General features: G+C 61.7%; 21 protein-coding genes. 14 read left to right on the top strand and 7 right to left on the bottom strand.

Features of this window, described 5'->3' with window-relative positions; translation table 11 throughout:
- Positions 1–660: a GntR family transcriptional regulator gene (locus LOY37_RS08345; protein ID WP_045200438.1), complete on the bottom strand. Its 660-nt coding sequence runs from the start codon at positions 658–660 to the stop codon at positions 1–3.
- Between the two features lie 272 nt (positions 661–932).
- Here LOY37_RS08345 and xdhA point away from each other — a divergent pair, with 272 nt between their 5' ends.
- The 4 genes from xdhA (at position 933) to guaD (ending at position 7,037) form a co-directional block, all read left to right on the top strand.
- The gene (xdhA, locus tag LOY37_RS08340) at positions 933–2,387 is read left to right on the top strand and encodes a xanthine dehydrogenase small subunit (protein ID WP_258716626.1); all 1,455 of its coding nucleotides are present in this window, start codon (positions 933–935) and stop codon (positions 2,385–2,387) included.
- The gene (xdhB, locus tag LOY37_RS08335; RefSeq protein ID WP_195883397.1) at positions 2,380–4,776 is read left to right on the top strand and encodes a xanthine dehydrogenase molybdopterin binding subunit; all 2,397 of its coding nucleotides are present in this window, start codon (positions 2,380–2,382) and stop codon (positions 4,774–4,776) included. The genes xdhA and xdhB overlap by 8 nt, the downstream gene beginning before the upstream one ends.
- Before the next feature lie 100 nt (positions 4,777–4,876).
- The gene (xdhC, locus tag LOY37_RS08330; RefSeq protein ID WP_258716625.1) at positions 4,877–5,722 is read left to right on the top strand and encodes a xanthine dehydrogenase accessory protein XdhC; all 846 of its coding nucleotides are present in this window, start codon (positions 4,877–4,879) and stop codon (positions 5,720–5,722) included.
- Between the two features lie 10 nt (positions 5,723–5,732).
- The gene (gene guaD / locus LOY37_RS08325) at positions 5,733–7,037 is read left to right on the top strand and encodes a guanine deaminase (protein WP_045200430.1); all 1,305 of its coding nucleotides are present in this window, start codon (positions 5,733–5,735) and stop codon (positions 7,035–7,037) included.
- Here guaD and aqpZ read toward each other — a convergent pair.
- Positions 7,034–7,726, bottom strand: a complete 693-nt coding sequence (gene aqpZ, locus LOY37_RS08320) for an aquaporin Z (RefSeq protein ID WP_408980723.1) — start codon at positions 7,724–7,726, stop codon at positions 7,034–7,036. The genes guaD and aqpZ overlap by 4 nt on opposite strands.
- Before the next feature lie 218 nt (positions 7,727–7,944).
- Complete coding sequence (locus LOY37_RS08315) at positions 7,945–8,712, bottom strand: GntR family transcriptional regulator (RefSeq protein ID WP_036994364.1); 768 nt, start codon at positions 8,710–8,712, stop codon at positions 7,945–7,947.
- Between the two features lie 359 nt (positions 8,713–9,071).
- On the opposite strand from LOY37_RS08315, the gene LOY37_RS08310 reads away from it, so the two are divergent.
- Positions 9,072–10,421 carry an NCS2 family permease gene (locus LOY37_RS08310; protein WP_045200426.1) on the top strand — a complete coding sequence of 450 codons (1,350 nt, stop codon included), beginning with the start codon at positions 9,072–9,074 and terminating at the stop codon, positions 10,419–10,421.
- Positions 10,422–10,601: 180 nt separating this feature from the next.
- On the opposite strand, the gene uraH is transcribed toward LOY37_RS08310, so the two are convergent.
- On the bottom strand, positions 10,602–10,955 hold the full coding sequence (gene uraH, locus LOY37_RS08305) for a hydroxyisourate hydrolase (protein ID WP_258716623.1): 354 nt from the start codon (positions 10,953–10,955) through the stop codon (positions 10,602–10,604).
- Positions 10,956–11,353: 398 nt separating this feature from the next.
- Here uraH and puuE point away from each other — a divergent pair, with 398 nt between their 5' ends.
- The 7 genes from puuE to LOY37_RS08270 all read left to right on the top strand — a co-directional run bounded on the left by puuE (position 11,354) and on the right by LOY37_RS08270 (position 18,337).
- Positions 11,354–12,280, top strand: coding sequence for an allantoinase PuuE (gene puuE / locus LOY37_RS08300; protein WP_258716622.1), 927 nt, complete (start codon positions 11,354–11,356; stop codon positions 12,278–12,280).
- Positions 12,280–12,795: a 2-oxo-4-hydroxy-4-carboxy-5-ureidoimidazoline decarboxylase gene (gene uraD, locus LOY37_RS08295; RefSeq protein ID WP_045200422.1), complete on the top strand. Its 516-nt coding sequence runs from the start codon at positions 12,280–12,282 to the stop codon at positions 12,793–12,795. Before puuE ends, uraD begins: the two co-directional genes overlap by 1 nt.
- Positions 12,796–12,899: 104 nt before the next feature.
- Positions 12,900–13,403: an ureidoglycolate lyase gene (locus tag LOY37_RS08290; protein WP_045200421.1), complete on the top strand. Its 504-nt coding sequence runs from the start codon at positions 12,900–12,902 to the stop codon at positions 13,401–13,403.
- A gap of 50 nt (positions 13,404–13,453) precedes the next feature.
- Positions 13,454–14,779, top strand: coding sequence for a urate hydroxylase PuuD (locus tag LOY37_RS08285; RefSeq protein WP_045200420.1), 1,326 nt, complete (start codon positions 13,454–13,456; stop codon positions 14,777–14,779).
- A 133-nt stretch (positions 14,780–14,912) separates the two neighbouring features.
- Positions 14,913–16,268 (top strand): nucleobase:cation symporter-2 family protein, encoded by a 1,356-nt coding sequence (locus LOY37_RS08280; protein ID WP_045200418.1) that lies wholly within the window; start codon positions 14,913–14,915, stop codon positions 16,266–16,268.
- Between the two features lie 133 nt (positions 16,269–16,401).
- Entirely contained in the window at positions 16,402–17,187 is a 786-nt protein-coding gene (locus LOY37_RS08275) for an outer membrane protein OmpK (protein ID WP_045200416.1), read from the top strand.
- A gap of 361 nt (positions 17,188–17,548) precedes the next feature.
- On the top strand, positions 17,549–18,337 hold the full coding sequence (locus LOY37_RS08270; RefSeq protein ID WP_045200414.1) for an outer membrane protein OmpK: 789 nt from the start codon (positions 17,549–17,551) through the stop codon (positions 18,335–18,337).
- Positions 18,338–18,441: 104 nt separating this feature from the next.
- Here LOY37_RS08270 and LOY37_RS08265 read toward each other — a convergent pair whose 3' ends face one another.
- Complete coding sequence (locus LOY37_RS08265; protein WP_213602029.1) at positions 18,442–18,759, bottom strand: hypothetical protein; 318 nt, start codon at positions 18,757–18,759, stop codon at positions 18,442–18,444.
- Between the two features lie 186 nt (positions 18,760–18,945).
- On the opposite strand from LOY37_RS08265, the gene LOY37_RS08260 reads away from it, so the two are divergent.
- On the top strand, positions 18,946–20,892 hold the full coding sequence (locus LOY37_RS08260; RefSeq protein ID WP_258716621.1) for an LTA synthase family protein: 1,947 nt from the start codon (positions 18,946–18,948) through the stop codon (positions 20,890–20,892).
- A gap of 15 nt (positions 20,893–20,907) precedes the next feature.
- Here LOY37_RS08260 and LOY37_RS08255 read toward each other — a convergent pair whose 3' ends face one another.
- Positions 20,908–21,816 (bottom strand): DUF808 domain-containing protein, encoded by a 909-nt coding sequence (locus tag LOY37_RS08255; RefSeq protein WP_045200409.1) that lies wholly within the window; start codon positions 21,814–21,816, stop codon positions 20,908–20,910.
- 147 nt (positions 21,817–21,963) lie between these two features.
- Here LOY37_RS08255 and LOY37_RS08250 point away from each other — a divergent pair, with 147 nt between their 5' ends.
- Complete coding sequence (locus tag LOY37_RS08250; RefSeq protein WP_010225109.1) at positions 21,964–22,572, top strand: TetR/AcrR family transcriptional regulator; 609 nt, start codon at positions 21,964–21,966, stop codon at positions 22,570–22,572.
- A gap of 111 nt (positions 22,573–22,683) precedes the next feature.
- Here the strand turns inward: LOY37_RS08250 and LOY37_RS08245 are convergent, their stop codons facing one another.
- The gene (locus tag LOY37_RS08245; protein WP_045200407.1) at positions 22,684–23,124 is read right to left on the bottom strand and encodes a heme-binding protein; all 441 of its coding nucleotides are present in this window, start codon (positions 23,122–23,124) and stop codon (positions 22,684–22,686) included.
- Positions 23,125–23,197: the final 73 nt, after the last annotated feature.

Genomic DNA, 23,197 nt, shown 5'->3' with positions numbered 1-23,197 from the left:
TCAGGCAGTCGCCAGCGCCGCCAGCACCAGCTCGCAGCTGCGCTGGCAGTACTCGGCCAATACCGTGCGGATACGCACCTGGTCTCGGGCCACCACGGCTTCGAGCAGGTTGGCGAACAACACCAGGAAGTCGTTCATGTTGGCCTTGCGCTGGTCCAGCGCCAGGTAATAGGTACGACTCATGGCCGGCTGCAGGTTCTCGACGGTTTCCTGCAGGTACGGATTGTTGGCAAACGGATAGGCGGCGCGCATCACCGCGAAGCTTTCATCGACGAAGGCGCGGATGTCCTGGCGCTCGAACGCGCCGGTCAGGCGCTGCTGGATCTTGAGGAACGGATGCAAATCGCCATCGTTGCGCCAGTTAAGGGCCACGGCGTTGCCGAGCAGGTTGTACAGCTCGCCCATCAGCGTGCACAGGCTGCGCACATTGTGCTCATTGAGCTCGGTCACATGGGCGCCACGGCGCGGCAGGATGGTCACCAGGTGGCGGCGTTCGAGGATCAACAGCGCCTCGCGCACCGAGCCACGGCTGACATTCAATGCCTGGGTGACCTTCTGCTCCTGGATTCGCTCGGCGGGCTTGAGCTCGCCGCGGATGATCCGTTCGGCCAGGTAATGGGCAATTTGCTCGGAGAGGCTGTCCGGCGCCTTGAACGTCATGGTTTTCCTTCAAAATCATTGAACTGTGCACAAGCGCCGAATTGTAGCGCACTTGCCCCCGCGCCGCGCAGTGGCCATGCAGCAGAAGTTGGCACGATTGGCGCAAAAGATTCGGATCACGCAGGGCCAACTATGCTCATAACAGAGCACCTGTGAAAGGGCGGAAGCGCCACGAGAAATTTCCTGACCCAAAGGTCAGAAAATTGTTGACCTGAAAATCAAGTCTGCTTACAGTCCGCTCAACAACAATAAGTCGCTTGTGAGGCCTTCCCGTGATCCAGTTTCTACTTAACCAGGAGCTGCGCAGTGAGCATGCCCTGGACCCCAACCTGACCGTGCTCGAGTACCTTCGTGAACACCTGGGCAAGTCCGGTACCAAGGAAGGCTGCGCCAGCGGCGATTGTGGCGCCTGCACCGTGGTGGTCGGCGAGCTGGCCGAGGGCGAAGACGGCGGCGAGTTCATTCGCTACCGTAGCCTCAACTCGTGCCTGACTTTTGTCTCCTCGCTGCACGGCAAACAGCTGATCAGCGTCGAAGGGCTCAAGCACCAGGGCAAGCTGCACAGCGTGCAACAGGCCATGGCCGATTGCCACGGCTCGCAATGCGGCTTCTGTACTCCGGGCTTTGTCATGTCGTTGTTCGCCCTGCAAAAGAACAGCGACGCACCCGATCTGCACAAGGCCCAGGAAGCCCTGGCCGGCAACCTCTGCCGCTGCACCGGCTACCGGCCGATCCTCGCCGCCGCCGAGCAGTCGTGCTGCCAGGCCCAGCCGGATCAGTTCGACAGCGGCCAAGCGCAGACCATCGCCCGCCTCAAAGCCATCGCCCCAAGCGAAACCGGCGAGCTCAACAGCGGCGACAAGCGCTGCCTGGTGCCGCTGACCGTGGCCGACCTGGCCGAGCTGTACGGTTCGCACCCCGAAGCCCGCTTACTGGCCGGCGGCACTGACCTGGCGCTGGAAGTCACCCAGTTCCACAAGACCCTGCCGGTGATGATCTATGTCGGCAACGTCGCCGAACTCAAGCGCATCGACACTCAAGCCGAACACCTGGAAATCGGCGCGGCCACACCACTGACCGACTGCTACGACGCCCTGAGCCGCGAATACCCGGATTTTGGCGAACTGCTGCACCGCTTCGCCTCGCTGCAGATCCGCAACCAGGGCACCCTGGGCGGCAACATCGGCAACGCCTCGCCGATCGGCGACTCGCCGCCCCTGCTGATTGCCCTGGATGCGCAGATCGTCCTGCGCAAAGGTGACAACACCCGCACCCTGGCCCTGGAAGACTACTTCATCGACTACCGGATCACCGCGCGCCAGGAAAGCGAGTTCATCGAAAAGATCATCGTGCCACGGGCCCGCGCCGACTGGGCGTTCCGCGCCTACAAGGTGTCCAAGCGCCTGGACGATGACATCTCGGCAGTCTGCGCGGCATTCAACCTGCGTATCGAGAACGGTGTTGTCGGCGCAGCGCGCATCGCCTTCGGCGGCATGGCGGCGATTCCCAAGCGCGCCCGCGCCTGCGAAGCGGCGCTGGTCGGCAAGGCCTGGAACCAGGCCAGCGTCGAGCGCGCCTGCCAGGCCCTGGCCGAAGACTTCACGCCGCTCTCGGATTTCCGGGCGAGCAAGGAATACCGCCTGCTCAGCGCGCAGAACCTGCTGCGCAAGTACTTCATCGAACTGCAAACGCCGCACATCGAAACTCGGGTGACCGCTTATGTCTAACCATCACGTCGCCAAAAGCCAGGCCGAAATGGCAGAACTGTTCAGCCAGGACCTGACCACCGGGGTCGGCCGCAGCCTCAAGCACGACAGTGCCGACAAACATGTGTCGGGCGAAGCGGTGTATATCGATGACCGTCTGGAATTTCCCAACCAGTTGCATGTGTATGCGCGCCTGTCCGACCGCGCCCACGCCCGGGTGCTGAGCATCGACACCAGCCCTTGCTACGCCTTCGAGGGCGTGCGCATCGCCATCACCCATGAAGATGTGCCGGGCCTCAAGGACATCGGCCCGCTGCTGCCCGGCGACCCGCTGCTGGCGATCGACACCGTCGAATTCGTCGGCCAGCCAGTGGTTGCCGTCGCCGCCCGTGACCTGGATACCGCGCGCCGCGCGGCGATGGCCGCGATCATCGAGTACGAAGACCTGGAGCCGGTGCTGGATGTGGTCGAGGCACTGCGCAAGAAGCACTTCGTGCTCGACAGCCACACCCACCAGCGCGGCGATTCGGTCAGCGCCCTGGCCAGCGCCCCGCACCGCCTGCAGGGCAGCCTGCACATCGGCGGCCAGGAGCACTTCTACCTGGAAACCCAGATCTCTTCGGTGATGCCCACCGAAGACGGCGGGATGATCGTCTACTGCTCGACCCAGAACCCCACCGAAGTGCAGAAGCTGGTGGCCGAAGTGCTCGACGTGCCGATGAACAACATCGTCGTCGACATGCGCCGCATGGGCGGCGGTTTCGGCGGCAAGGAAACCCAGGCGGCAAGCCCCGCCTGCCTGTGCGCGGTGATCGCCCACCTCACCGGCCAGCCGACCAAGATGCGCCTGCCGCGGGTCGAGGACATGCTGATGACCGGCAAGCGCCACCCGTTCTATATCGAGTACGACGTCGGCTTCGATGACAACGGCCGCCTGCATGGCATCAATTTCGACCTGGCCGGCAACTGCGGTTGCTCGCCGGACCTCTCGGCCTCTATCGTCGACCGTGCGATGTTCCACGCCGACAACGCCTATTACCTCGGCGATGCCACCATCCACGGCCACCGCTGCAAGACCAACACCGCCTCCAACACTGCCTACCGTGGCTTCGGCGGCCCGCAAGGCATGGTCGCCATCGAGGAGGTGATGGACCATATCGCCCGCCACCTGGCCCTCGACCCGCTGGCGGTGCGCAAGGCCAACTACTACGGCAAGACCGAGCGCAACGTCACCCACTACTACCAGACCGTTGAGCACAACATGCTCGAAGAGATCACTGCCGAGCTCGAAGCCAGCAGTGACTACGCCGAGCGCCGCGAATCGATCCGCCGCTTCAACGCCAACAGCCCGATCCTGAAAAAAGGCCTGGCGCTGACCCCGGTAAAATTCGGCATCTCGTTCACCGCCAGCTTCCTCAACCAGGCCGGCGCCCTGGTGCATATTTACACCGATGGCAGCATTCACCTGAACCACGGTGGCACCGAGATGGGCCAGGGCCTGAACACCAAGGTCGCGCAGGTGGTAGCCGAAGTGTTCCAAGTGGATTTCCAGCGTATCCAGATCACCGCGACCAACACCGACAAGGTGCCCAACACCTCGCCGACCGCGGCTTCCAGCGGCGCCGACCTGAACGGCAAGGCGGCGCAGAATGCCGCCGAGATCCTCAAGCAGCGCCTGACCGAATTTGCCGCACGCCAGTACAAGGTCAGTGAAGAGGACGTCGAATTCCGTAACGGCCATGTGCGCGTGCGCGATGAAATCCTCAGTTTCGAAGCGCTGGTACAACAGGCCTATTTCGCCCAGGTGTCGCTGTCGAGCACCGGCTTCTACAAGACCCCGAAGATCTATTACGACCGCAGCCAGGCCCGCGGCCGGCCGTTCTACTACTTCGCCTTCGGCGCAGCCTGCGCCGAGGTGATCGTCGACACCCTGACCGGCGAGTACAAGATGCTGCGCACCGACATCCTGCACGACGTCGGCGCCTCGCTGAACCCGGCCATCGACATCGGCCAGGTCGAGGGTGGTTTCATCCAGGGCATGGGCTGGCTGACCACCGAAGAGCTGGTGTGGAACGCCAAGGGCAAGCTGATGACCAACGGCCCGGCCAGCTACAAGATCCCGGCGGTAGCGGATATGCCGGTGGATTTGCGGGTGAAACTGGTGGAAAACCGCAAGAACCCGGAAGACACGGTGTTCCATTCCAAGGCCGTGGGCGAGCCGCCGTTCATGCTCGGCATTGCCGCCTGGTGCGCGATCAAGGACGCCGTGGCCAGCCTTGGCGACTACCGCGTGCATCCGCTGATCGATGCGCCAGCGACGCCGGAGCGGGTGCTCTGGGGCTGCGAGCAGATGCGCAAGGCGCTGGCGGCGCAGCAGCCTGCTGCCGAGGTTGAGACAGTCGCTCCGTAGGGCGCCAATCGCGGGTCAAGCCCGCTCCCACAGTGGACTACTGTGGGAGCGGGCTTGACCCGCGATGAGGCCAGAACAGGCACCACATAGGTAACTGAACATGCACACCTGGATCAACGCCCTGTCCGACCTGCAGTCCCGCGGCGAGCCCTGCGTAGTGGTAACGATCATCGAAGAGCGCGGCTCGACGCCGCGCAACGCCGGCTCAAAGATGGTCGTCAGCGCCGAGCAGTTGTTTGACACCATCGGCGGTGGCCACCTGGAATACAAGGCCATGCATATCGCCCGGCAAATGCTCGCCGAGCGCCGCGAAGCGCCGCACCTGGAGCGCTTCAGCCTCGGCGCCAGCCTCGGCCAGTGCTGCGGCGGTGCCACCGTGCTGCTGTTTGAGCCGATGGGCCAGGTTCAGGCGCAGATTGCCGTCTTCGGCGCAGGCCATGTCGGCCGCGCTCTGGTACCCTTGCTCGCCGCCCTGCCCTGCAAGGTGCGCTGGATCGATTCGCGCGAGCAGGAATTCCCCGAGAGCATTCCCGCCGGGGTCAGCAAGATCGTCAGTGAAGAGCCGGTGGATGAAGTCGATGAGCTGCCCGCTGGCAGCTACTGCATCGTCATGACCCATAACCATCAACTGGATCTGGAACTGACCGCGGCGATCCTCAAGCGCAATGATTTCACCTGGTTCGGCCTGATCGGCTCGAAGACCAAACGCGTCAAGTTCGAGCATCGCCTGCGCGAGCGCGGCTTTGCCGAGGAGCGCCTGCAGCGCATGCGTTGCCCGATGGGCATCGCCGAGGTCAAGGGCAAGCTGCCGATCGAGATCGCCGTGTCGATTGCCGCAGAAATCATTGCCACCTACAACGCAAGCTTTGGCCAGCACAACAACGCTGCCAACGCCGGCCCCATTGCCCAATTGCTGCCGCCATCACGGCGCAGCCAAGCCATATGACGAGAGCCCTATGAGCGCAACCCGCAAAGCCTACCGTGCCGCCATCCTGCACAGCATCGCCGACCCTGCTGAAGTAGGCGTCGAAGCCTCCTATCAGTATTTCGAAGACGGCCTGCTGGTGATCGACAACGGCAAGATCAGCGCTGTCGGCCATGCCCGCGACCTGCTGCCGAGCCTGGCCGCCGACATCGAGGTCGAGCACCATCAGGACGCCTTGATCACCCCGGGCTTTATCGACACCCATATCCATTTCCCGCAGACCGGCATGATCGGTTCCTACGGCGAGCAGCTACTGGACTGGCTCAACACCTACACCTTCCCCTGCGAAAAGCAGTTCGCCGACAAGGCGCATGCCGACAAAGTCGCGAAAATCTTCGTCGAGGAACTGCTGCGCAACGGCACCACCACCGCCCTGGTGTTCGGCAGCGTGCACCCGGAATCGGTTAATGCCTTCTTCGAAGAAGCCGAGCGCCTGGACCTGCGGATGATCGCCGGCAAGGTGATGATGGACCGCAACGCCCCGGACTACCTGACCGACACCGCCGAATCCGGTTATGTAGAAAGCAAGGCGCTGATCGAGCGCTGGCATGGCAAGGGCCGCCTGCACTACGCAGTGACCCCGCGTTTTGCGCCGACCAGCACCCCGGAGCAACTGGCCCTGGCCGGCCAGCTGCTGGGCGAATACCCCGACCTGTACATGCACACCCACCTGAGCGAGAACCTCAAGGAGATCGACTGGGTCAAGGCGCTGTTCCCGGAGCGCAAGGGCTACCTCGACGTCTACGATCACTACAAGCTGCTCGGCCAGCGCTCGGTGTTCGCCCACGGCGTACACCTGTGCGACGACGAATGTCAGCGCCTGGCCGAAACCGGCTCGGCCGTGGCCTTCTGCCCGACTTCCAACCTGTTCCTCGGCAGCGGCCTGTTCAACCTGCCGCAAGCCGAGAAGTTCAAGGTCAAGGTCGGCCTGGGCACCGACGTCGGCGCCGGCACCAGCTTCTCGCTGCTCAATACCCTGAACGAAGCCTACAAGGTCATGCAGTTGCAGGGCGCGCGCCTGAGCCCGTTCAAGTCACTGTACCTGGCAACCCTGGGCGGCGCCCGGGCGCTGAGCCTGGATGACCGTATCGGCAGCCTGCAGCCGGGCAACGATGCCGACTTCGTGGTCCTCGACTACAAGGCCACGGCGTTGATGGACTACCGCATCCAGCAGTCGAACAGCATCGACGAGACGCTGTTCGTGCTGATGACCCTGGGCGATGACCGCACCGTCAAGCAGACCTTCGCTGCCGGGCGCTGCGTGCATCAGCGCTAAGGCTCGCGGAACAGCCCCTTGTACAGCGCGCCGCCGATCACCGCCCCGATCAGCGGCGCCACCCAGAACAGCCACAGCTGCTGCAACGCCCAGCCACCGACGAAAATCGCCGGGCCCGTGCTGCGCGCAGGGTTCACCGAGGTATTGGTGACCGGTATCGAGATCAGGTGGATCAAGGTCAGCGCAAGGCCGATGGCAATCGGCGCAAAGCCTGCCGGGGCACGGCTGTCGGTGGCGCCCATGATGATCAGGATGAACATCGCGGTCATCACCACTTCACTGGCAAAGCCTGCCGCCAATGAGTAGCCGCCGGGGGAATGCTCGGCATAGCCGTTGGACGCCAGCCCCGCCGACAACTCGAAACCGGCCTTGCCGCTGGCAATGAAGTAGATCACCGCCGCACCGAGAATTGCCCCGATCACCTGGGCGATGACGTAGGGCAGCAGGTCTTTGAGTGGAAACCGCCGACCCACCACCAGCCCGACCGACACTGCGGGGTTGAGGTGGCATCCGGAAATATGGCCAATGGCGAAAGCCATGGTCAGCACGGTCAGGCCGAAGGCCATGGCCACTCCGACCAGGCCGATACCAATGGGGAACGAGGCGGCGATCACCGCACTGCCGCAGCCACCCACCACCAGCCAGAACGTCCCGATCAGTTCAGCACCCATGCGTTTGCTCAGGGGCATCGACATATACCAGTCCTCAAGTAGTTGAAGTTCTACGCAAAGCGCGCAAGCCCAACTGCTTGATGAAGGTTTGCGGTGGATCAGGTGAGAATCTAGCAGAGGCTGGATAACCTGCCAGTGGCCTGAAACGCATCGCGGGGCAAGCCCGCCCCACAGGAGCTCTGTGGGAGCGGCGGTGCGACGATTCGACTTGCCCCGCGATTTGATGTTACTGGCCTTCAACCCTTGAGCGGTGCAACCCCACCCCGCTTCTTGGTTTGCAGCAGGTGCGAGAACACCGCGTGCAGGTCATCCGAAGCGCTGTCTTCGTCGAGGTTGAGCTTGCTGTCGATGTGGTCCATGTGGTGCATCATCAGGCTCACCGCCTGGTTGACGTCACGGGCCTCGATGGCGTCGATCAGCTGCATGTGCTCGTCGTAGGAGCAGTGCGAGCGGTTGCCGCTTTCGTACTGGGCGATGATCAGCGAGGTTTGCGACACCAGGCTGCGCTGGAAGCTGATCAACGGGGCGTTGCCCGCCGCTTCCGCCAGTTTCAGGTGGAACTCGCCAGACAGGCGAATGCCGGCACCGCGATCGCCACGGGAGAAGCTGTCGCGCTCTTCGCGGACCATCTGGCGCAGTTCGTTGAGTTGCTCGGCGGTGGCGTGCTCAACCGCAAGCTCGGTGATCGCGCGCTCTACCATGCGCCGCGAGAAGAACACCTGGCGGGCCTCTTCGACCGTCGGGCTGGCCACTACCGCGCCGCGGTTGGGCCGCAGCAGCACCACGCTTTCGTGGGCCAGGCGCGACAGCGCGCGACGGATGATGGTGCGGCTGACGCCGAAGATCTCGCCCAGGGCTTCCTCGCTCAACTTGGTACCCGGCGCCAGACGCTGCTCGAGGATGGCCTCGAAAATGTGCGCGTAGACGATATCGTCCTGGGTTCCGCTACGACCGGCCTTGCCGGTACGCACTGGTTTCTTGAGAGGTTGCAGCTGTTCGTTCATGGGCACTCGAGCACGGAGATCCGCCAGTCGGACCCTGACTGTAATACCAGCCAGAGGGGCGATGGCAAGTCCTGGTAAGAAAATTAAACGATTAAGGTATTGGCACATTGTACACAGCCGCAGGGATTTCTGCAGGTGCCGATGGCCTTTATAGCTACGCCTGCAAATTATCTGGCCACAACAACGAAAACATTATTTGCATTCTTTGTATACAAACGCATAATCCATCCGTGCAACTTCCTGACCCAGAAGTCAACAAACGGTCCGGTGGCCTGCCATCCCATCCGCCTCACAGAGCCCCCCAGTGCGTGCGCAGGACTGGTTCTGGAAAACAAGAAAAGACTTGAGGAGTACACGCTGTGGAAAGCCGCAAATCCGACGCCCCTACGCTGGATCTTGCCCCACCGCTCGAAACGAGCTGGCTGGAGCGGATTTTCAAACTCAAGCTACATGGCACCACCGTCAAAACCGAGATGATCGCCGGGTTGACCACCTTCATCACCATGGCCTACATCATTTTCGTCAACCCCAACATCATGGCCGATGCCGGCATCGATCACGGTGCGGCGTTTGTCGCCACCTGCATCGCTGCCGCCCTCGGCTGCCTGTTGATGGGCCTGTACGCCAACTGGCCGGTCGGCCTGGCACCGGGCATGGGCCTGAACGCCTTCTTTACCTACACCGTGGTCGGGACCATGGGCTACACCTGGGAAGCCGCGCTGGGCGCGGTATTTGTCTCCGGGGTGCTGTTCATGCTGCTGACTTTGTCGCGGGTGCGCGAATGGCTGCTCAACAGCATTCCGGTCAGCCTGCGCCATGCCATGGGTGCCGGCGTCGGATTGTTCCTCGGACTGATCGGTCTTAAAACCGCAGGGATTGTCGTCGACAGCCCGGCGACCCTGATCAAGCTCGGCTCGCTGCACGAGCCCGGCCCGCTGCTGGCAGCCATCTGCTTTCTGATGATCGCGGTGCTCAGCTACCACCGTGTGTTCGGCGCGATCCTGATCAGCATCATCAGCGTCACCCTCGCCGGCTGGGGCCTGGGCCTGGTCGAGTACGGCGGCTTGTTCTCGCTGCCGCCGAGCCTGGCACCGACCTGGATGGCCATGGATGTTGCCGGGGTGTTCAACGTCAGCATGATCGCGGTGGTGTTTGCCTTCCTCTTCGTGCACATGTTCGACACCGCCGGCACCCTGATGGGCGTGGCCCAGCGGGCCGGCCTGGTGAATGCCGACGGGCGCATCGAGAACCTGTCACGGGCGCTTAAAGCAGACAGCGCCTCGAGCGTGTTCGGCGCGGTGGTTGGTGTACCGCCGGTGACCAGCTATGTAGAGAGCGCGGCAGGTGTCGCCGCCGGCGGCCGTACCGGGCTGACTGCGGTGGTAGTCGGCCTGTTCTTTATCGCCGCCATGTTCTTCGCCCCGCTGGCCGGGATGATTCCTGCCTACGCCACGGCTGGCGCGCTGATCTATGTGGCGATGCTGATGATGGGCAGCATGGCCCACATCAACTGGGATGAAGCCACTGACAGCATCCCGGCGATCGTCACCGCGATCATGATGCCGCTGACCTTCTCGGTCGCCGACGGCATCGCCCTGGGCTTTATCACCTATGTGGTGCTCAAGGCCGGGACCGGACGCTACAAGGAGATCTCGGCCAGCCTGTGGGTGCTGACGGCGATCTTCATTGCCAAGTTTGTGTTCCTGTAAACAAGGCGATTGCGAGACAAGGGCCTCACCTTCGGGTGGGGCTTTTTGTTGTGTGTGAGGGACCTATCGCGGGTCAAGCCCGCTCCTACACCCGCGATGAGGCCGCAGAAAAATCACAGGCAAAAAAAAGCCCGCAGTGTGAGCGGGCAAGGGACCTACGAAGATTCTTCTAGCGACCAACTAGCTTCCACGATAGGTCGAGTAACTGTACGGCGAGATCAACAGCGGCACGTGGTAGTGATCCTGTTCGGCGCTGATGCCGAAACGCAGTACCACCACGTCAAGAAAAGCAGGCTCGGGCAGTTGTAAGCCGCGGGCACGGTAGTAGTCGCCGGCGCTGAACTGCAGCTGGTAAACGCCGCTGCGGTAATCATCGCCTTGCAGCAGCGGTGCGTCGCAACGGCCATCGCTGTTGGTCAGGGTAGTGTTCACCAGTTCCAGCTGCTGGCCTTCGACCCGGTACAGCTCGACCTTGATCGAGCTGCCAGGGCAGCCATGAGCGGCATCCAGTACATGCGTGGTCAAACGTCCCATTGCTTGCTCGCCTCTGTTCTATCTGTGGGCAAAAAATACCCGCACGCCAGCGTCAGGAAGCCCGACAACGTGCGGCTGTCGGATTATTAAGACATTTTTCTATGAAATTGTACACAATAATTCGGTATTCTTTCCTGGCACGCCGCTTATCCCCTGTAAATAGGCCATCAGTCGCAAAACCACGCCAATAGCCGACGCGTCCGTCATTAGCTGACCGATCAGGCAGGTTTCTTGCAGGGCTCCTTATAGAGGTGGGAGTGGCCAAAAAGGCAAAGAAAAGCGAAAAAACAGGCTTACAAATCGCAAACAAAGTTGTATACAATCATTCCATCGTCGTGGCCGATACCCTACCCGGGTGCCCACGCCCTCCGTATTCACGTACAAGAAGGAAGACTGCAGTGAGCGCTGATTACCCTCGCGACCTGATCGGTTACGGCAACACCCCACCTCATCCGCGCTGGCCGGGGAATGCCCGCATTGCTTTGTCTTTCGTGCTCAACTACGAAGAAGGTGGCGAACGCAACATCCTTCACGGTGACAAAGAGTCCGAAGCCTTCCTCTCGGAAATGGTCGCCGCCCAGCCGCTGCAGGGCGCGCGCAACATGAGCATGGAATCGCTGTACGAGTACGGCAGCCGTGCCGGCGTCTGGCGCCTGCTCAAGCTGTTCAAGGACACCGGCGTACCGCTGACCGTCTTCGCCGTGGCCATGGCCGCCCAGCGCCATCCGGACGTGATCCGCGCCATGGTCGAAGCCGGCCACGAGATCTGCAGCCACGGCTACCGCTGGATCGACTACCAGAACATGGACGAGGCCCAGGAACGCGAGCACATGCTCGAAGCCATCCGCATCCTCACCGAACTCACCGGTGAACGGCCGCTGGGCTGGTACACCGGCCGTACCGGGCCGAACACTCGGCGCCTGGTGATGGAGGAAGGCGGCTTCCTCTACGACAGCGACACCTACGACGACGACCTGCCCTACTGGGAACGCAACAATCCCACCGACAAGCCGCACCTGGTGATCCCCTACACCCTGGACACCAATGACATGCGCTTCACCCAGGTACAGGGTTTCAATTGCGGCGAGCAGTTCTTCCAGTACCTCAAGGATGCCTTCGATGTGCTCTACGAAGAAGGCGCCGAGGCACCGAAAATGCTCTCGATCGGCCTGCACTGCCGCCTGATCGGTCGCCCGGCGCGCCTGGCTGCGCTCAAGCGCTTCGTCGAGTACGCCAAGAGCCATGACCAGGTCTGGTTCGCCCGGCGCGTGGACATCGCCCGTCACTGGCATGCCACCCACCCTTTCCAAGCCGAGAACGCCTAATGACCGCATTCAAGACCCTGAAGCCTTCGACCCTGGATCGCACAGCGTTTGTCGAAGCCTTCGCCGACATCTACGAACACTCGCCATGGGTTGCCGAAAAGGCCTACGACCTCGGCCAGTTGCACGAAGCCGACCAGATCGAAGCCCTGCACCAGCGCATGAGCGACATCCTCCTGAGCGCCGACCACGCCGCCCAGCTGGCGCTGATCAATGCTCACCCGGACCTCGCCGGCAAGGCCGCGATCCAGGGCGAACTGACCGAATCGAGCACCAATGAACAGGCCGGCGCCGGTATTCACCAGTGCACCGCCGAAGAGTTCGAGCGTTTCACCGAACTCAACGATGCCTACAAAGAGAAGTTCAAGTTCCCGTTCATCATGGCGGTCAAAGGCAGCAACCGGCACCAGATCCTCGCCGCTTTTGAAAAGCGCATCCACAACTCGGTCGAGGCCGAGTTCAAGGAAGCGCTGGCGCAGATCAACCTGATCGCCCTGTTCCGCCTGCTGCAGCTTTAAGGGCGTCGACCGCCGGGCTGGCCCGAGTGCGCGACGCGAGCGTACCCAGGGCCTGACCGGCGCCACAACGGCACCCTCCACAACACAGAATAAAGAGAATCCGCATGCGCACTTTAGTGATTGAGCCCCTGAGCAAAGAAGCCTTCGCCCCTTTCGGTGACGTGATCGAAACCGACGGCAGCGACCACTTCATGATCAACAACGGCTCGACCATGCGCTTCCATCGTCTGGCCACGGTCGAAACCGCGCAACCCGACGACAAGGCGATCATCAGCATCTTCCGCGCCGATGCGCAGGACATGCCCCTGACCGTACGCATGCTGGAGCGCCATCCGCAGGGCAGCCAGGCTTTCATTCCGCTGCTCGGCAACCCCTTTCTGATCGTGGTCGCGCCCGTTGGCGATGCACCTGTATCAGGCCTGGTCCGTGCCTTCATCAGTAATGGAAGGCAGGGCATCAATTACCATCGCGGCGTCTGGCACCACCCGGTGCTGACGATCGAAAAGCGGGATGACTTCCTGGTGGTTGATCGCAGTGGCACTGGCAACAACTGCGATGAGCATTTTTTCAATGAGGATGAGCAATTGATCCTCGCCCCCCACCAATAAGAGAAGACCTGAGCGCCCGGCTACAGGGTGCCAGGGTAGAGGTAAAGACTGTGGAAGCACATCTGTTGGAATGGCTGAACCTGAGCGTGCGTTGGGTTCACATGATCACTGGCGTGGCATGGATTGGCGCGTCGTTCTACTTTGTCTGGCTGGAAAACAACCTCAACCGGGCCAACCCGCGCGACGGTCTGTCCGGCGATCTCTGGGCGATTCACGGTGGCGGGATCTACCACCTGGAGAAGTACAAGCTGGCTCCGCCAAAAATGCCGGAGAACCTGCACTGGTTCAAATGGGAAGCCTACTTCACCTGGATGTCGGGTATCGCCCTGCTGTGCCTGGTGTTCTACTGGAACCCGACCCTCTACCTGCTGGCCCCTGGCAGCACCCTGAGCGGTGGTGAAGGGATTGCCATCGGTGTCGGTTCGCTGATCGCCGGCTGGTTCATCTACGACTTCCTCTGCGACTCGCCACTGGGCAAGCGCCCTGGCCTGCTCGGCCTGGTCCTGTTCGTGCTGGTCATTGCCGCCTGCTACGGCTTCAGCCAAGTGTTCAGCGGCCGCGGCGCGTACCTGCACACCGGCGCGATCATCGGCACCATCATGGTCGGCAACGTGTTCCGCATCATCATGCCGGCCCAGCGTCAGCTGGTGGCCGCCATCGAAGCCAACCAGACCCCCGACCCGCTGCTGCCGGCCAAGGGCCTGCTGCGTTCGCGACACAACAACTACTTCACCCTGCCGGTGCTGTTCATCATGATCAGCAACCACTTCCCGAGCACCTATGGCAGCCAGTACAACTGGTTGATCCTGGGCGGTATCGCGGTGGCTGCGGTGTTGGTGCGTCACTACTTCAACACCCGTCATGACAGCAACAAGTACGCCTGGACCCTGCCGGTCGGCGCCCTGGCGATGATCTGCCTGGCTTACGTTACCGGCCCTGCGCCGATGCCGACTGCGCCACAGCAGGCCGCCGCCAAGGTTGAGTACCAGCCGCTGCCGGAAACCGCCCTGGGTGGCAAGACCGCTGCCGAGAAAGCCGCCGAACAAGCTGCCGCCCCTGCCCAGCCAGCCGCCCCTGCTGCTGCCCCGGCCGAGGCCACCGCCAAGCTCGACGATGCCGGTTTCGACAAGATCCACAGCGTCATCCAGGAACGCTGCGCGGTGTGCCATTCGGCCAAGCCGACCAGCCCGCTGTTCAGCGCCGCCCCTGCCGGGGTGATGCTCGATACCCCGCAGCAGATCCAGCAACAGGCCGCGCGCATCCAGGCGCAAGCGGTAGCCACGCAGATCATGCCCCTGGGCAACATCACGCAGATGACCCAGCAGGAACGTGAACTGATTGGCGCCTGGGTCGCCAAGGGAGCACCGACCAACTAAGGCAGCCGCAAGCTGCCAGCTGTAAGCGGCAAGCAAAAAAAAGCTGCAAGCCAAGCGCGACCTCCTGCTTCTTCTTGAAGCTTGGCGCTTGAAGCTTGCAGCTCCAAGAATAAAAACAAAACCGAGGTGTTGCATGTCCGAGTCACGCAAGGCGTACATCCCTGTTGCGCCCCCACGACAGCCACTGCCCCTGTTCCAACTGTTCCTGGTGGGTCTGCAGCATGTGTTGCTGATGTACGGAGGCGCGATTGCCGTGCCGCTGATCATCGGTCAAGCCGCCGGACTTTCTCGTGAAGAAGTCGCTTTCCTGATCAATGCCGACCTGCTGGTCGCTGGTGTCGCCACCATCGTCCAGTCGTTCGGCATTGGTGCTGTCGGCATCCGCATGCCGGTGATGATGGGCGCAAGCTTTGCCGCGGTCGGCAGCATGGTGGCCATGGCCGGCATGCCCGGCGTCGGCCTGCAGGGGATTTTCGGCGCGACCATCGCCGCCGGCTTCTTCGGCATGATCATCGCGCCGTTCATGTCCAAGGTGGTGCGCTTCTTCCCGCCCCTGGTGACCGGCACGGTCATCACCTCGATCGGCCTGTCGCTGTTCCCGGTTGCCGTCAACTGGGCCGGCGGCGGCGCCGATGCCGCACCCTTCGGCTCCCCCGTGTACCTGATCGTCGCCGGCCTGGTGCTGGCCACCATCCTGCTGATCAACCGCTTCATGCGTGGCTTCTGGGTCAATGTCTCGGTGCTGATCGGCATGGGCCTGGGCTACATCATCGCCGGCTCCATCGGCATGGTCGACCTCACCGGCCTGAGCGAAGCGCCCTGGGTCCAGGTCGTCACCCCGCTGCACTTCGGCATGCCGACCTTCAGCCTGGCGCCGATACTGTCGATGTGCCTGGTGGTGGTGATCATCTTTGTCGAGTCCACCGGCATGTTCCTCGCCCTGGGCAAGGTCACCGACCGTGAAGTCACCCCGGGCATGCTGCGCCGTGGCCTGATGTGCGATGCCGGCGCGTCGTTCGTGGCCGGCTTTTTCAACACCTTCACCCACTCCTCGTTTGCCCAGAACATCGGCCTGGTGCAGATGACCGGCGTGCGTTGCCGCTACGTTACGGTAGTTGCCGGAGGTTTTCTGATCCTGCTCAGCCTGCTGCCAAAAGCGGCGTTCCTGATTGCCTCGATTCCGCCAGCAGTACTCGGCGGCGCCTCGATTGCCATGTTCGGCATGGTCGCCGCCACCGGCATCAAGATCCTCCAGGAAGCCGACATCGCCGACCGTCGTAACCAGTTGCTGGTGGCCGTCAGCGTCGGCATGGGCCTGATCCCGGTGGTGCGCCCCGAATTCTTTGCACAGATGCCGCAGTGGATGGAACCGATCACCCATAGCGGCATTGCCATGGCCACCGTCAGCGCGTTGATCCTCAACCTGCTGTTCAACATCCTCGGTGGCGCCGAGCGCGCCGCCCACAACGATACCGCCCACCAGCACTGAGCCTTTGGGCGGCGCTTGCCGCCCGGCGTCACCCGAGCAACATGCAAGGCCGTCGACCCGTGGGAGCGGGTCGGCCGGGGCGCTTCGCGCCAAAAAACCGAAAACCAACAATAACAAAGCCGGGAATCACAACATGAAAGGCATCACCACTTCCCTCCTGCTGGGTAGCAGTCTGCTGGCCACCTTGCCAGCCGCCGCAGGGGACTTGCTGCTCTGGCACACCAACAGCCTCACCTACCTCTACGGCAAGGACTTCCAGGTCAACCCGGCGATCCAGCAGACGCTGACCTTCGAACACGCCAACAAGTGGAAGTACGGCGACACTTTCCTGTTCATCGACAAGATCTTCTACAACGGCGGTACCGACCGCAACAAAGGCAGCAACACCTACTACGGTGAGTTCAGCCCGCGGCTGTCGCTAGGCAAGATCTTCGATCGCAAATTCGAGTTCGGTCCGATCAAGGACGTACTGATCGCCATGACCTACGAGTCGGGCGAAGGCGACAACGAGGCCTACCTGATCGGCCCCGGCTTTGACCTGGCGATTCCCGGCTTCAACTACTTCACCCTCAACATCATGCAGCGCAACACCGAAGGCAGCCGCCCAGGTGATCGTGTCTGGCAGATTACCCCAACCTTTTCCTACACCATCCCCGTGGGCAAGTCCGACGTGCTGATCGATGGCTACATGGACTGGGTGGTGGACAACGATCAAACCCGGCGCGGCACCTACCACGCCAACCTGCAGTTCAACCCGCAGGTCAAATACGACCTGGGCAAGGCCCTGAACCTGGGCGCCAAGCAGTTGTACGTAGGTATCGAATACAGCTACTGGAAAGACAAATACGGTATCGAGAACAGTGGGAAGCTCGACACCAACCAGAGCGTTACCAGCGCCCTGGTTAAGGTTCACTTCTAAAAGCTGACCAAACGCACAGTTTTTGCCACACCTGCTCCAGGACGGAGCACTTGAGGACCGGCGCGCAAGCCAGTAATCTGCGCGCCCCCTCGCTCAGGGCAGGACGGATCCTGTCTGCGTTTGCTGACCGCTCAGTCAATGAATTCGGGCGGTTGGCAAGCGTCACGCCATCCAGCAATACCCTTTTCATCTGTTCAGTCTGACGTCGAGCAGGATTGTTGAGCCAGCCCCGAAAAGTTGGCCCAGCTCTTGCCAAACAGCTGTGGCCAATCGAAAAAAACTGACTCAGAAGACAAGTAATTACCCAAAAGGTGCCACACCAGAGCACCGACACAGAATCAATCAAGGGAGCAACTACGCGATGCGTATTACCAACAGCCTGATCCTCGCCAGCGGCCTGCTGGCGGCCAGCACCGGCGCCAGCGCCGGTGACCTGCTGCAATGGCAGAACAACAGCCTGACCTACCTGTGGGGCAAGAACTTCGCCGTCAACCCGTCGATCCAGCAGACCGTGACCTTCGAGCACGCCGATGCCTGGAAGTACGGCGACAACTTCATCTTCGTCGACAAGATCTTCTACAACGGCGACAAGGACTTCAACAACGGCCCCAACACCTACTACGGCGAGATCAGCCCGCGCCTGTCATTCGGCAAGATATTCGACCAGAAGCTGGCCTTCGGCCCGGTCAAGGACGTGCTGCTGGCCATGACCTACGAGTTTGGCGAAGGTGACACCGAGTCCTACCTGATCGGCCCGGGTTTCGACCTGGACATCCCGGGCTTTGATTACTTCCAGCTGAACTTCTACCAGCGCCACACCGAAGGCAGCCGCGCCGGTGACAACGTCTGGCAGATCACCCCGGTATGGTCCTACACCATTCCCGTGGGCAAGTCCGACATCCTCATCGATGGTTTCATGGACTGGGTCGTCGACAACGATGCCACCAGCCGCCGTGGCACCTACCACGCCAACCTGCACTTCAACCCGCAGGTCAAATACGACTTGGGCAAGGCGCTGAACTGGGGCGAGAAGCAGTTGTATGTCGGTTTCGAATACGACTACTGGAAGAACAAATACGGCATTAAGGACAGCGATGCCTTTGATACCGATCAGAACACGGCCAGCTTCCTGGTCAAAGCGCACTTCTGATCTGCACGAATACAAAGTTGCGCCTTACATGGGCGCAACTTTTATAAGCAAGTCAAACTTCGGAAATCTCTTACATCAACTAAGGCGCTTTCCTACAAGCGAATTCAACCGATACTCGCGCGCCGCAGATTCAGACGCAGATACAAACCAGCAGCCGCAAGCCCCGGTGCAATAACCCCAAAAACCAACAGACTGAATAACACCGCCCGGTGATCGATCAGGCGCAGTACATCTGCCAACAGGATTCCCAGGCAGACCAGCACGCCCAGCCCAGCCACGCCCAGGCAACTGCCCGGCACAGTAGCAAAGCGACGCCTGCGCGCGCAAAGCAAAACCATGACGCACAGGCTGGTCCAGGCCAATGCAGTGGCCATGTACAAGCCCAGGTGAAAGACATCGTAGGTCAATGTTCTGAAGGGCATTCATGGGCTCCTTATTTAGTTATCAGGGGCGATTATCATTAGCGCCTCGTGCGCATCCTTGCGGCATGAAAGAACTATCACTATAAACTACAGACAAACTTCTTCACTGCATTTATTTGACAATTTTTTCTCATTTCAAGCGTTAGTTTGCCGCCCCACCTCCCCTGCAATAACAAGGCAAACGCCATGCACGCTACACGCTCAGCGCCGGTGCGCTATCTACTGCTATTAACGTCGTTGTGGTTGGTTATTTTCTTACTGACAAGAAGCGCCCTGTACTTCACTCACCTGAGTGAAGCCGGGGGGCATTTTTTCTCGATCTTTACCACCGGCCTGGTCTATGACCTGGGCTTTCTGATTTATGCCGCCCTGCCCCTGGCCGTCTACCTGCTGCTGTGCCCGGCGCCGCTATGGCGGTTGCGGGCGCATCGCGGGTTGCTGCGAGTGGTGATGTTCGCCAGCGTATTCATCATGTTGTTCGTCGCCGTTGCCGAATGGCTGTTCTGGGACGAGTTCGGCGTGCGCTTCAACTTTATCGCCGTGGACTACCTGGTGTACTCCGATGAGGTACTGAACAACATCCTCGAGTCCTACCCCATCGGCCTGATTCTCAGCGTACTGGCACTGGTCGCGCTGGTAGTGACCCTGGCAATTGCCAAACCGTTGCGCCAGGCCCTGGATGCGCCTTTGCCCAGTTGGCGTAAACGCCTTGCCAGCCTTGCTGGCCTGGCACTGCTGGCTGGCAGTTGCGCGCTGTTGATCAACCAGGACATGCCTCGCGGCCAGGGTGGCAATGCTTACGCCCGCGAACTGGCAAGCAACGGGCCGTACCAGTTCTTTGCCGCGTTTCGCAACAACGAACTGGACTATTCACAGTTCTACGGCAGCCTCAGCGAAAGCGAATCCACCCAGTTGATCCGCGCCGAACTGCAAGAACCCAATGCACGCTTCGTCGATCAGGAACCCATGGGCATTCGCCGGGAAATTACTGCCTCGGGCAGCCCGCGCACGCCGAATATCGTCCTGGTTACCATCGAGAGCCTGAGCGCCAAGTACCTGGGCAGCAATGGCGATACCCGCAACCTTACCCCCAACCTCGACGCACTGCGCAAGCAGAGCCTGTACTTCAACAACTTCTATGCCACCGGCACGCGCACCGACCGCGGCCTGGAGGCGATCACCCTGTCGATGCCGCCAACGCCCGGGCGTTCGATCGTCAAGCGCATCGGCCGTGAAAGCGGCTTCGCCAGCCTTGGCCAGCAACTGGCCGAAGTCGGCTATGACAGCGTGTTCGTCTACGGCGGGCGCGGCTATTTCGACAACATGAACGCGTTTTTCAGCGGCAACGGCTACCGGGTCGTCGACCAGAGCAGCGTTGCCGAAGCCGACATCAGCTTCAAAAATGCCTGGGGCATGTCCGATGAAGACCTGTACACCCAAGCGCTAAAACTGGCGGACGCCGACCACGACAACCAGGTGCCGTTCTTCCTGCAACTGATGACCACCTCCAACCATCGTCCCTACACCTACCCCGATGGCCGTATCGATATTCCATCAGGCAATGGCCGCGACGGCGCGGTGAAGTACACCGACCATGCCATCGGGCGCTTTTTGCAACAGGCCCGCAGCAAACCCTGGTTCGACAACACCCTGTTCATCTTTGTCGCCGATCACACGGCGGGCAGCGCCGGCAAGGAGGACCTGCCGGTCAGCAACTATCAGATCCCGCTGTTCATCTACGCCCCGAAGCTGATCGAAGCGCGCGAGGAGTCAAAACTGGCCAGCCAGATCGACCTCGCACCGACCCTGCTGGGCCTGTTGAACATGAGCTACACCTCGACCTTCTTCGGTCGCGACCTGATGCTCGATGACCGCCTGCCACCGCGGGTGCTGATCGGCAACTACCAGCACCTGGGCCTGTTCAACGGCCAGGACCTGGCCATCCTCAGCCCGCGTGACGGCTTGCGCCGCCACAACCAGGCGCTGGGTGAAAGCCAGGAAGTGAACAGCAGCACCAGTGACCCGTTGATCCAGCGCGCAATCGCCTACTACCAGGTCGCCAGCTACGGCTTCACCCACCACCTGCTCGACTGGCTGCCCGCAGCCAACGAGCGCACAGCACTGAAGAACTGATCGAACCTCGCGGCATCAGGCTCTGGCAGCACGCCAGAGCTTGCCGATGACCGCCACCACCGCCAGTACCGCGGCGCCGGCAACGATACCGACGCCGGCGTTGAGCAAGGCGCCGGTCAAGGCGCCGCCGCGGCCTGCGCTGAAGGCTTCAATGGCATGGTGCAGCGGCGCCACGCCGTGCACCAGAATCCCGCCACCGACCAGAAACATCGCCGCCGTGCCGATCACCGACAGGCTTTTCATCATGTACGGCGCCGCGCGCAGGATGCCGTTGCCGATCGCCTTGGCGGCGCTGGAAGCCTTCTGGGTCAGCCACAGGCCCAGGTCATCGAGCTTGACGATGCCGGCCACCAGGCCATAAACACCGATGGTCATGACAATGGCGATGCCCGAGAGCACGATGATCTGCTGGGTCAGCGGCGCATGGGCGACCGCGCCCAGGGTGATGGCGATGATCTCGGCCGAAAGGATGAAGTCGGTGCGCACCGCGCCCTTGATCTTGCCTTGCTCGAAGGCCACCAGGTCGACTGCCGGGTCCGCCACCGCCTCGGTCAGCGCCGCATGCTCGGCCTGGTCTTGCTCCTTGCTGTGGAGGAACTTGTGCGCGAGCTTTTCGAAGCCTTCAAAGCACAGGAACGCGCCGCCGACCATCAGCAGCGGCGTCACCGCCCAGGGGATGAAGGCGCTGATCAACAGCGCCGCCGGCACCAGGATCAGTTTGTTGAGGAACGAGCCCTTGGCCACCGCCCAGACCACCGGGATTTCCCGCTCGGCGCGCACGCCGGTAACCTGCTGGGCATTAAGCGCCAGGTCGTCGCCCAGCACCCCTGCGGTCTTTTTTGCCGCGACCTTGGTCATTACCGAGACATCGTCGAGTACCGTGGCGATATCGTCGATCAATACCAGAAGACTGCTTCCTGCCATGTTTGCCTGATTCCAGCGGGTTGAGAGGGCCACAGTCTAGCTCAAAGTCGCCACCTTGAGCCGCTTGCGAACGCGGTGCTACCATGCGCAACCGCCCTCCCAGGCCCGGGTGCCGCCAGCGGCCAGACACGAGGAACAGCGTCAACCATGAGCAGCATTCGCGAGCGCAACAAAGAACTGATCCTGCGCGCGGCCAGTGAAGAGTTTGCCGACAAGGGCTTCGCTGCCACCAAGACCAGCGACATCGCGGCCAAGGCCGGCCTGCCCAAGCCCAACGTCTATTACTACTTCAAGTCCAAGGAAAACCTCTACCGCGAGGTCCTGGAAAGCATCATCGAGCCGATCATGCAGGCGTCGACACCGTTCAATGCCGACGGCGATCCCAAAGAAGTGCTGAGCGCCTACATCCGCTCCAAGGTGCGCATCTCCCGCGACCTGCCGTTCGCCTCCAAGGTGTTCGCCAGCGAGATCATGCACGGCGCGCCGCACCTGAGCCCGAGCCAGGTCGAGCAGCTCAACGACCAGGCCCGGCACAACATCGAGTGCATCCAGGCGTGGATCGACCGCGGCCAGATCGCCCCGCTCGACCCGCACCACCTGATGTTCAGCATCTGGGCCGCGACCCAGACCTACGCCGACTTCGACTGGCAGATCTCGGTGGTCACCGGCAAGGCCAAGCTCGATGACAGCGATTATGAAGCGGCGGCGCAGACCATCATTCGTTTGGTGCTCAAGGGCTGTGAGCCGGACGCTTGATCGGTAGTGCATCCATCGCGGGTCAAGTCGAGTCGTCGCACCGCCGCTCCCACAGGGTCAGGTGATTGTGGGAGCGGCGGTGCGACGACTCGACTTGACCCGCGATACATTTTAAGCCGCTACACCGGCATCCGCCGTCAACCCCGCCTCTTCGATCGCACTGATCGCGCACTGCTCGTCGATATCCGACGTATCGCCACTGATACCGATCGCCCCCAGCACCACGCCCTGCTGATTACGAATCAGCACCCCGCCCGGCGCCGGCACCACCGGGCTTTGACCCAGGCCATTGAGCGCGGCGAAGAACGCCGGGCGCTGTTGCGCGTCCAGCGCCAGCAGGCGCGAGCCCTTGCCCAGGGCAATTGCGCCCCAGGCCTTGCCCATCGCCACTTGCGGGCGCAGCAGGCTGGCGCCGTCTTCACGCTGCAGTGCCAGCAGGTGACCGCCGCTGTCCAGCACCGCCACGGTCAGCGGCGCGGAGGAGATCTTGCGCCCGGCCACCAGCGCAGCGTTCACCAGGCTGACAGCGACTTTCAGGGTCAAAGCGTTCATGGAAAGGTCCTCTTGTTGTTAGAAGCCCGAGGGCAGGTGTAAAAATCAATAGAACAAATAGAACACAATGGCG

The organism is Pseudomonas sp. B21-012 (assembly GCF_024749305.1).
Lineage (GTDB): Bacteria > Pseudomonadota > Gammaproteobacteria > Pseudomonadales > Pseudomonadaceae > Aquipseudomonas.
Note: the sequence above shows the minus strand (reverse complement) of the source record. Positions and strands in the feature narration are given on the sequence as shown.

Bases quoted from the DNA above. Each gene is read 5' to 3' on its own strand.
- LOY37_RS08345 (WP_045200438.1), bottom strand. From the start codon at position 660: ATGACGTTCAAGGCGCCGGACAGCCTCTCCGAGCAAATTGCCCATTAC.
- xdhB (WP_195883397.1), top strand. From the start codon at position 2,380: ATGTCTAACCATCACGTCGCCAAAAGCCAGGCCGAAATGGCAGAACTG.
- xdhC (WP_258716625.1), top strand. From the start codon at position 4,877: ATGCACACCTGGATCAACGCCCTGTCCGACCTGCAGTCCCGCGGCGAG.
- guaD (WP_045200430.1), top strand. From the start codon at position 5,733: ATGAGCGCAACCCGCAAAGCCTACCGTGCCGCCATCCTGCACAGCATC.
- aqpZ (WP_408980723.1), bottom strand. From the start codon at position 7,726: ATGCCCCTGAGCAAACGCATGGGTGCTGAACTGATCGGGACGTTCTGG.
- LOY37_RS08315 (WP_036994364.1), bottom strand. From the start codon at position 8,712: ATGAACGAACAGCTGCAACCTCTCAAGAAACCAGTGCGTACCGGCAAG.
- uraH (WP_258716623.1), bottom strand. From the start codon at position 10,955: ATGGGACGTTTGACCACGCATGTACTGGATGCCGCTCATGGCTGCCCT.
- uraD (WP_045200422.1), top strand. From the start codon at position 12,280: ATGACCGCATTCAAGACCCTGAAGCCTTCGACCCTGGATCGCACAGCG.
- LOY37_RS08290 (WP_045200421.1), top strand. From the start codon at position 12,900: ATGCGCACTTTAGTGATTGAGCCCCTGAGCAAAGAAGCCTTCGCCCCT.
- LOY37_RS08280 (WP_045200418.1), top strand. From the start codon at position 14,913: ATGTCCGAGTCACGCAAGGCGTACATCCCTGTTGCGCCCCCACGACAG.
- LOY37_RS08275 (WP_045200416.1), top strand. From the start codon at position 16,402: ATGAAAGGCATCACCACTTCCCTCCTGCTGGGTAGCAGTCTGCTGGCC.
- LOY37_RS08270 (WP_045200414.1), top strand. From the start codon at position 17,549: ATGCGTATTACCAACAGCCTGATCCTCGCCAGCGGCCTGCTGGCGGCC.
- LOY37_RS08265 (WP_213602029.1), bottom strand. From the start codon at position 18,759: ATGCCCTTCAGAACATTGACCTACGATGTCTTTCACCTGGGCTTGTAC.
- LOY37_RS08260 (WP_258716621.1), top strand. From the start codon at position 18,946: ATGCACGCTACACGCTCAGCGCCGGTGCGCTATCTACTGCTATTAACG.
- LOY37_RS08255 (WP_045200409.1), bottom strand. From the start codon at position 21,816: ATGGCAGGAAGCAGTCTTCTGGTATTGATCGACGATATCGCCACGGTA.
- LOY37_RS08250 (WP_010225109.1), top strand. From the start codon at position 21,964: ATGAGCAGCATTCGCGAGCGCAACAAAGAACTGATCCTGCGCGCGGCC.
- LOY37_RS08245 (WP_045200407.1), bottom strand. From the start codon at position 23,124: ATGAACGCTTTGACCCTGAAAGTCGCTGTCAGCCTGGTGAACGCTGCG.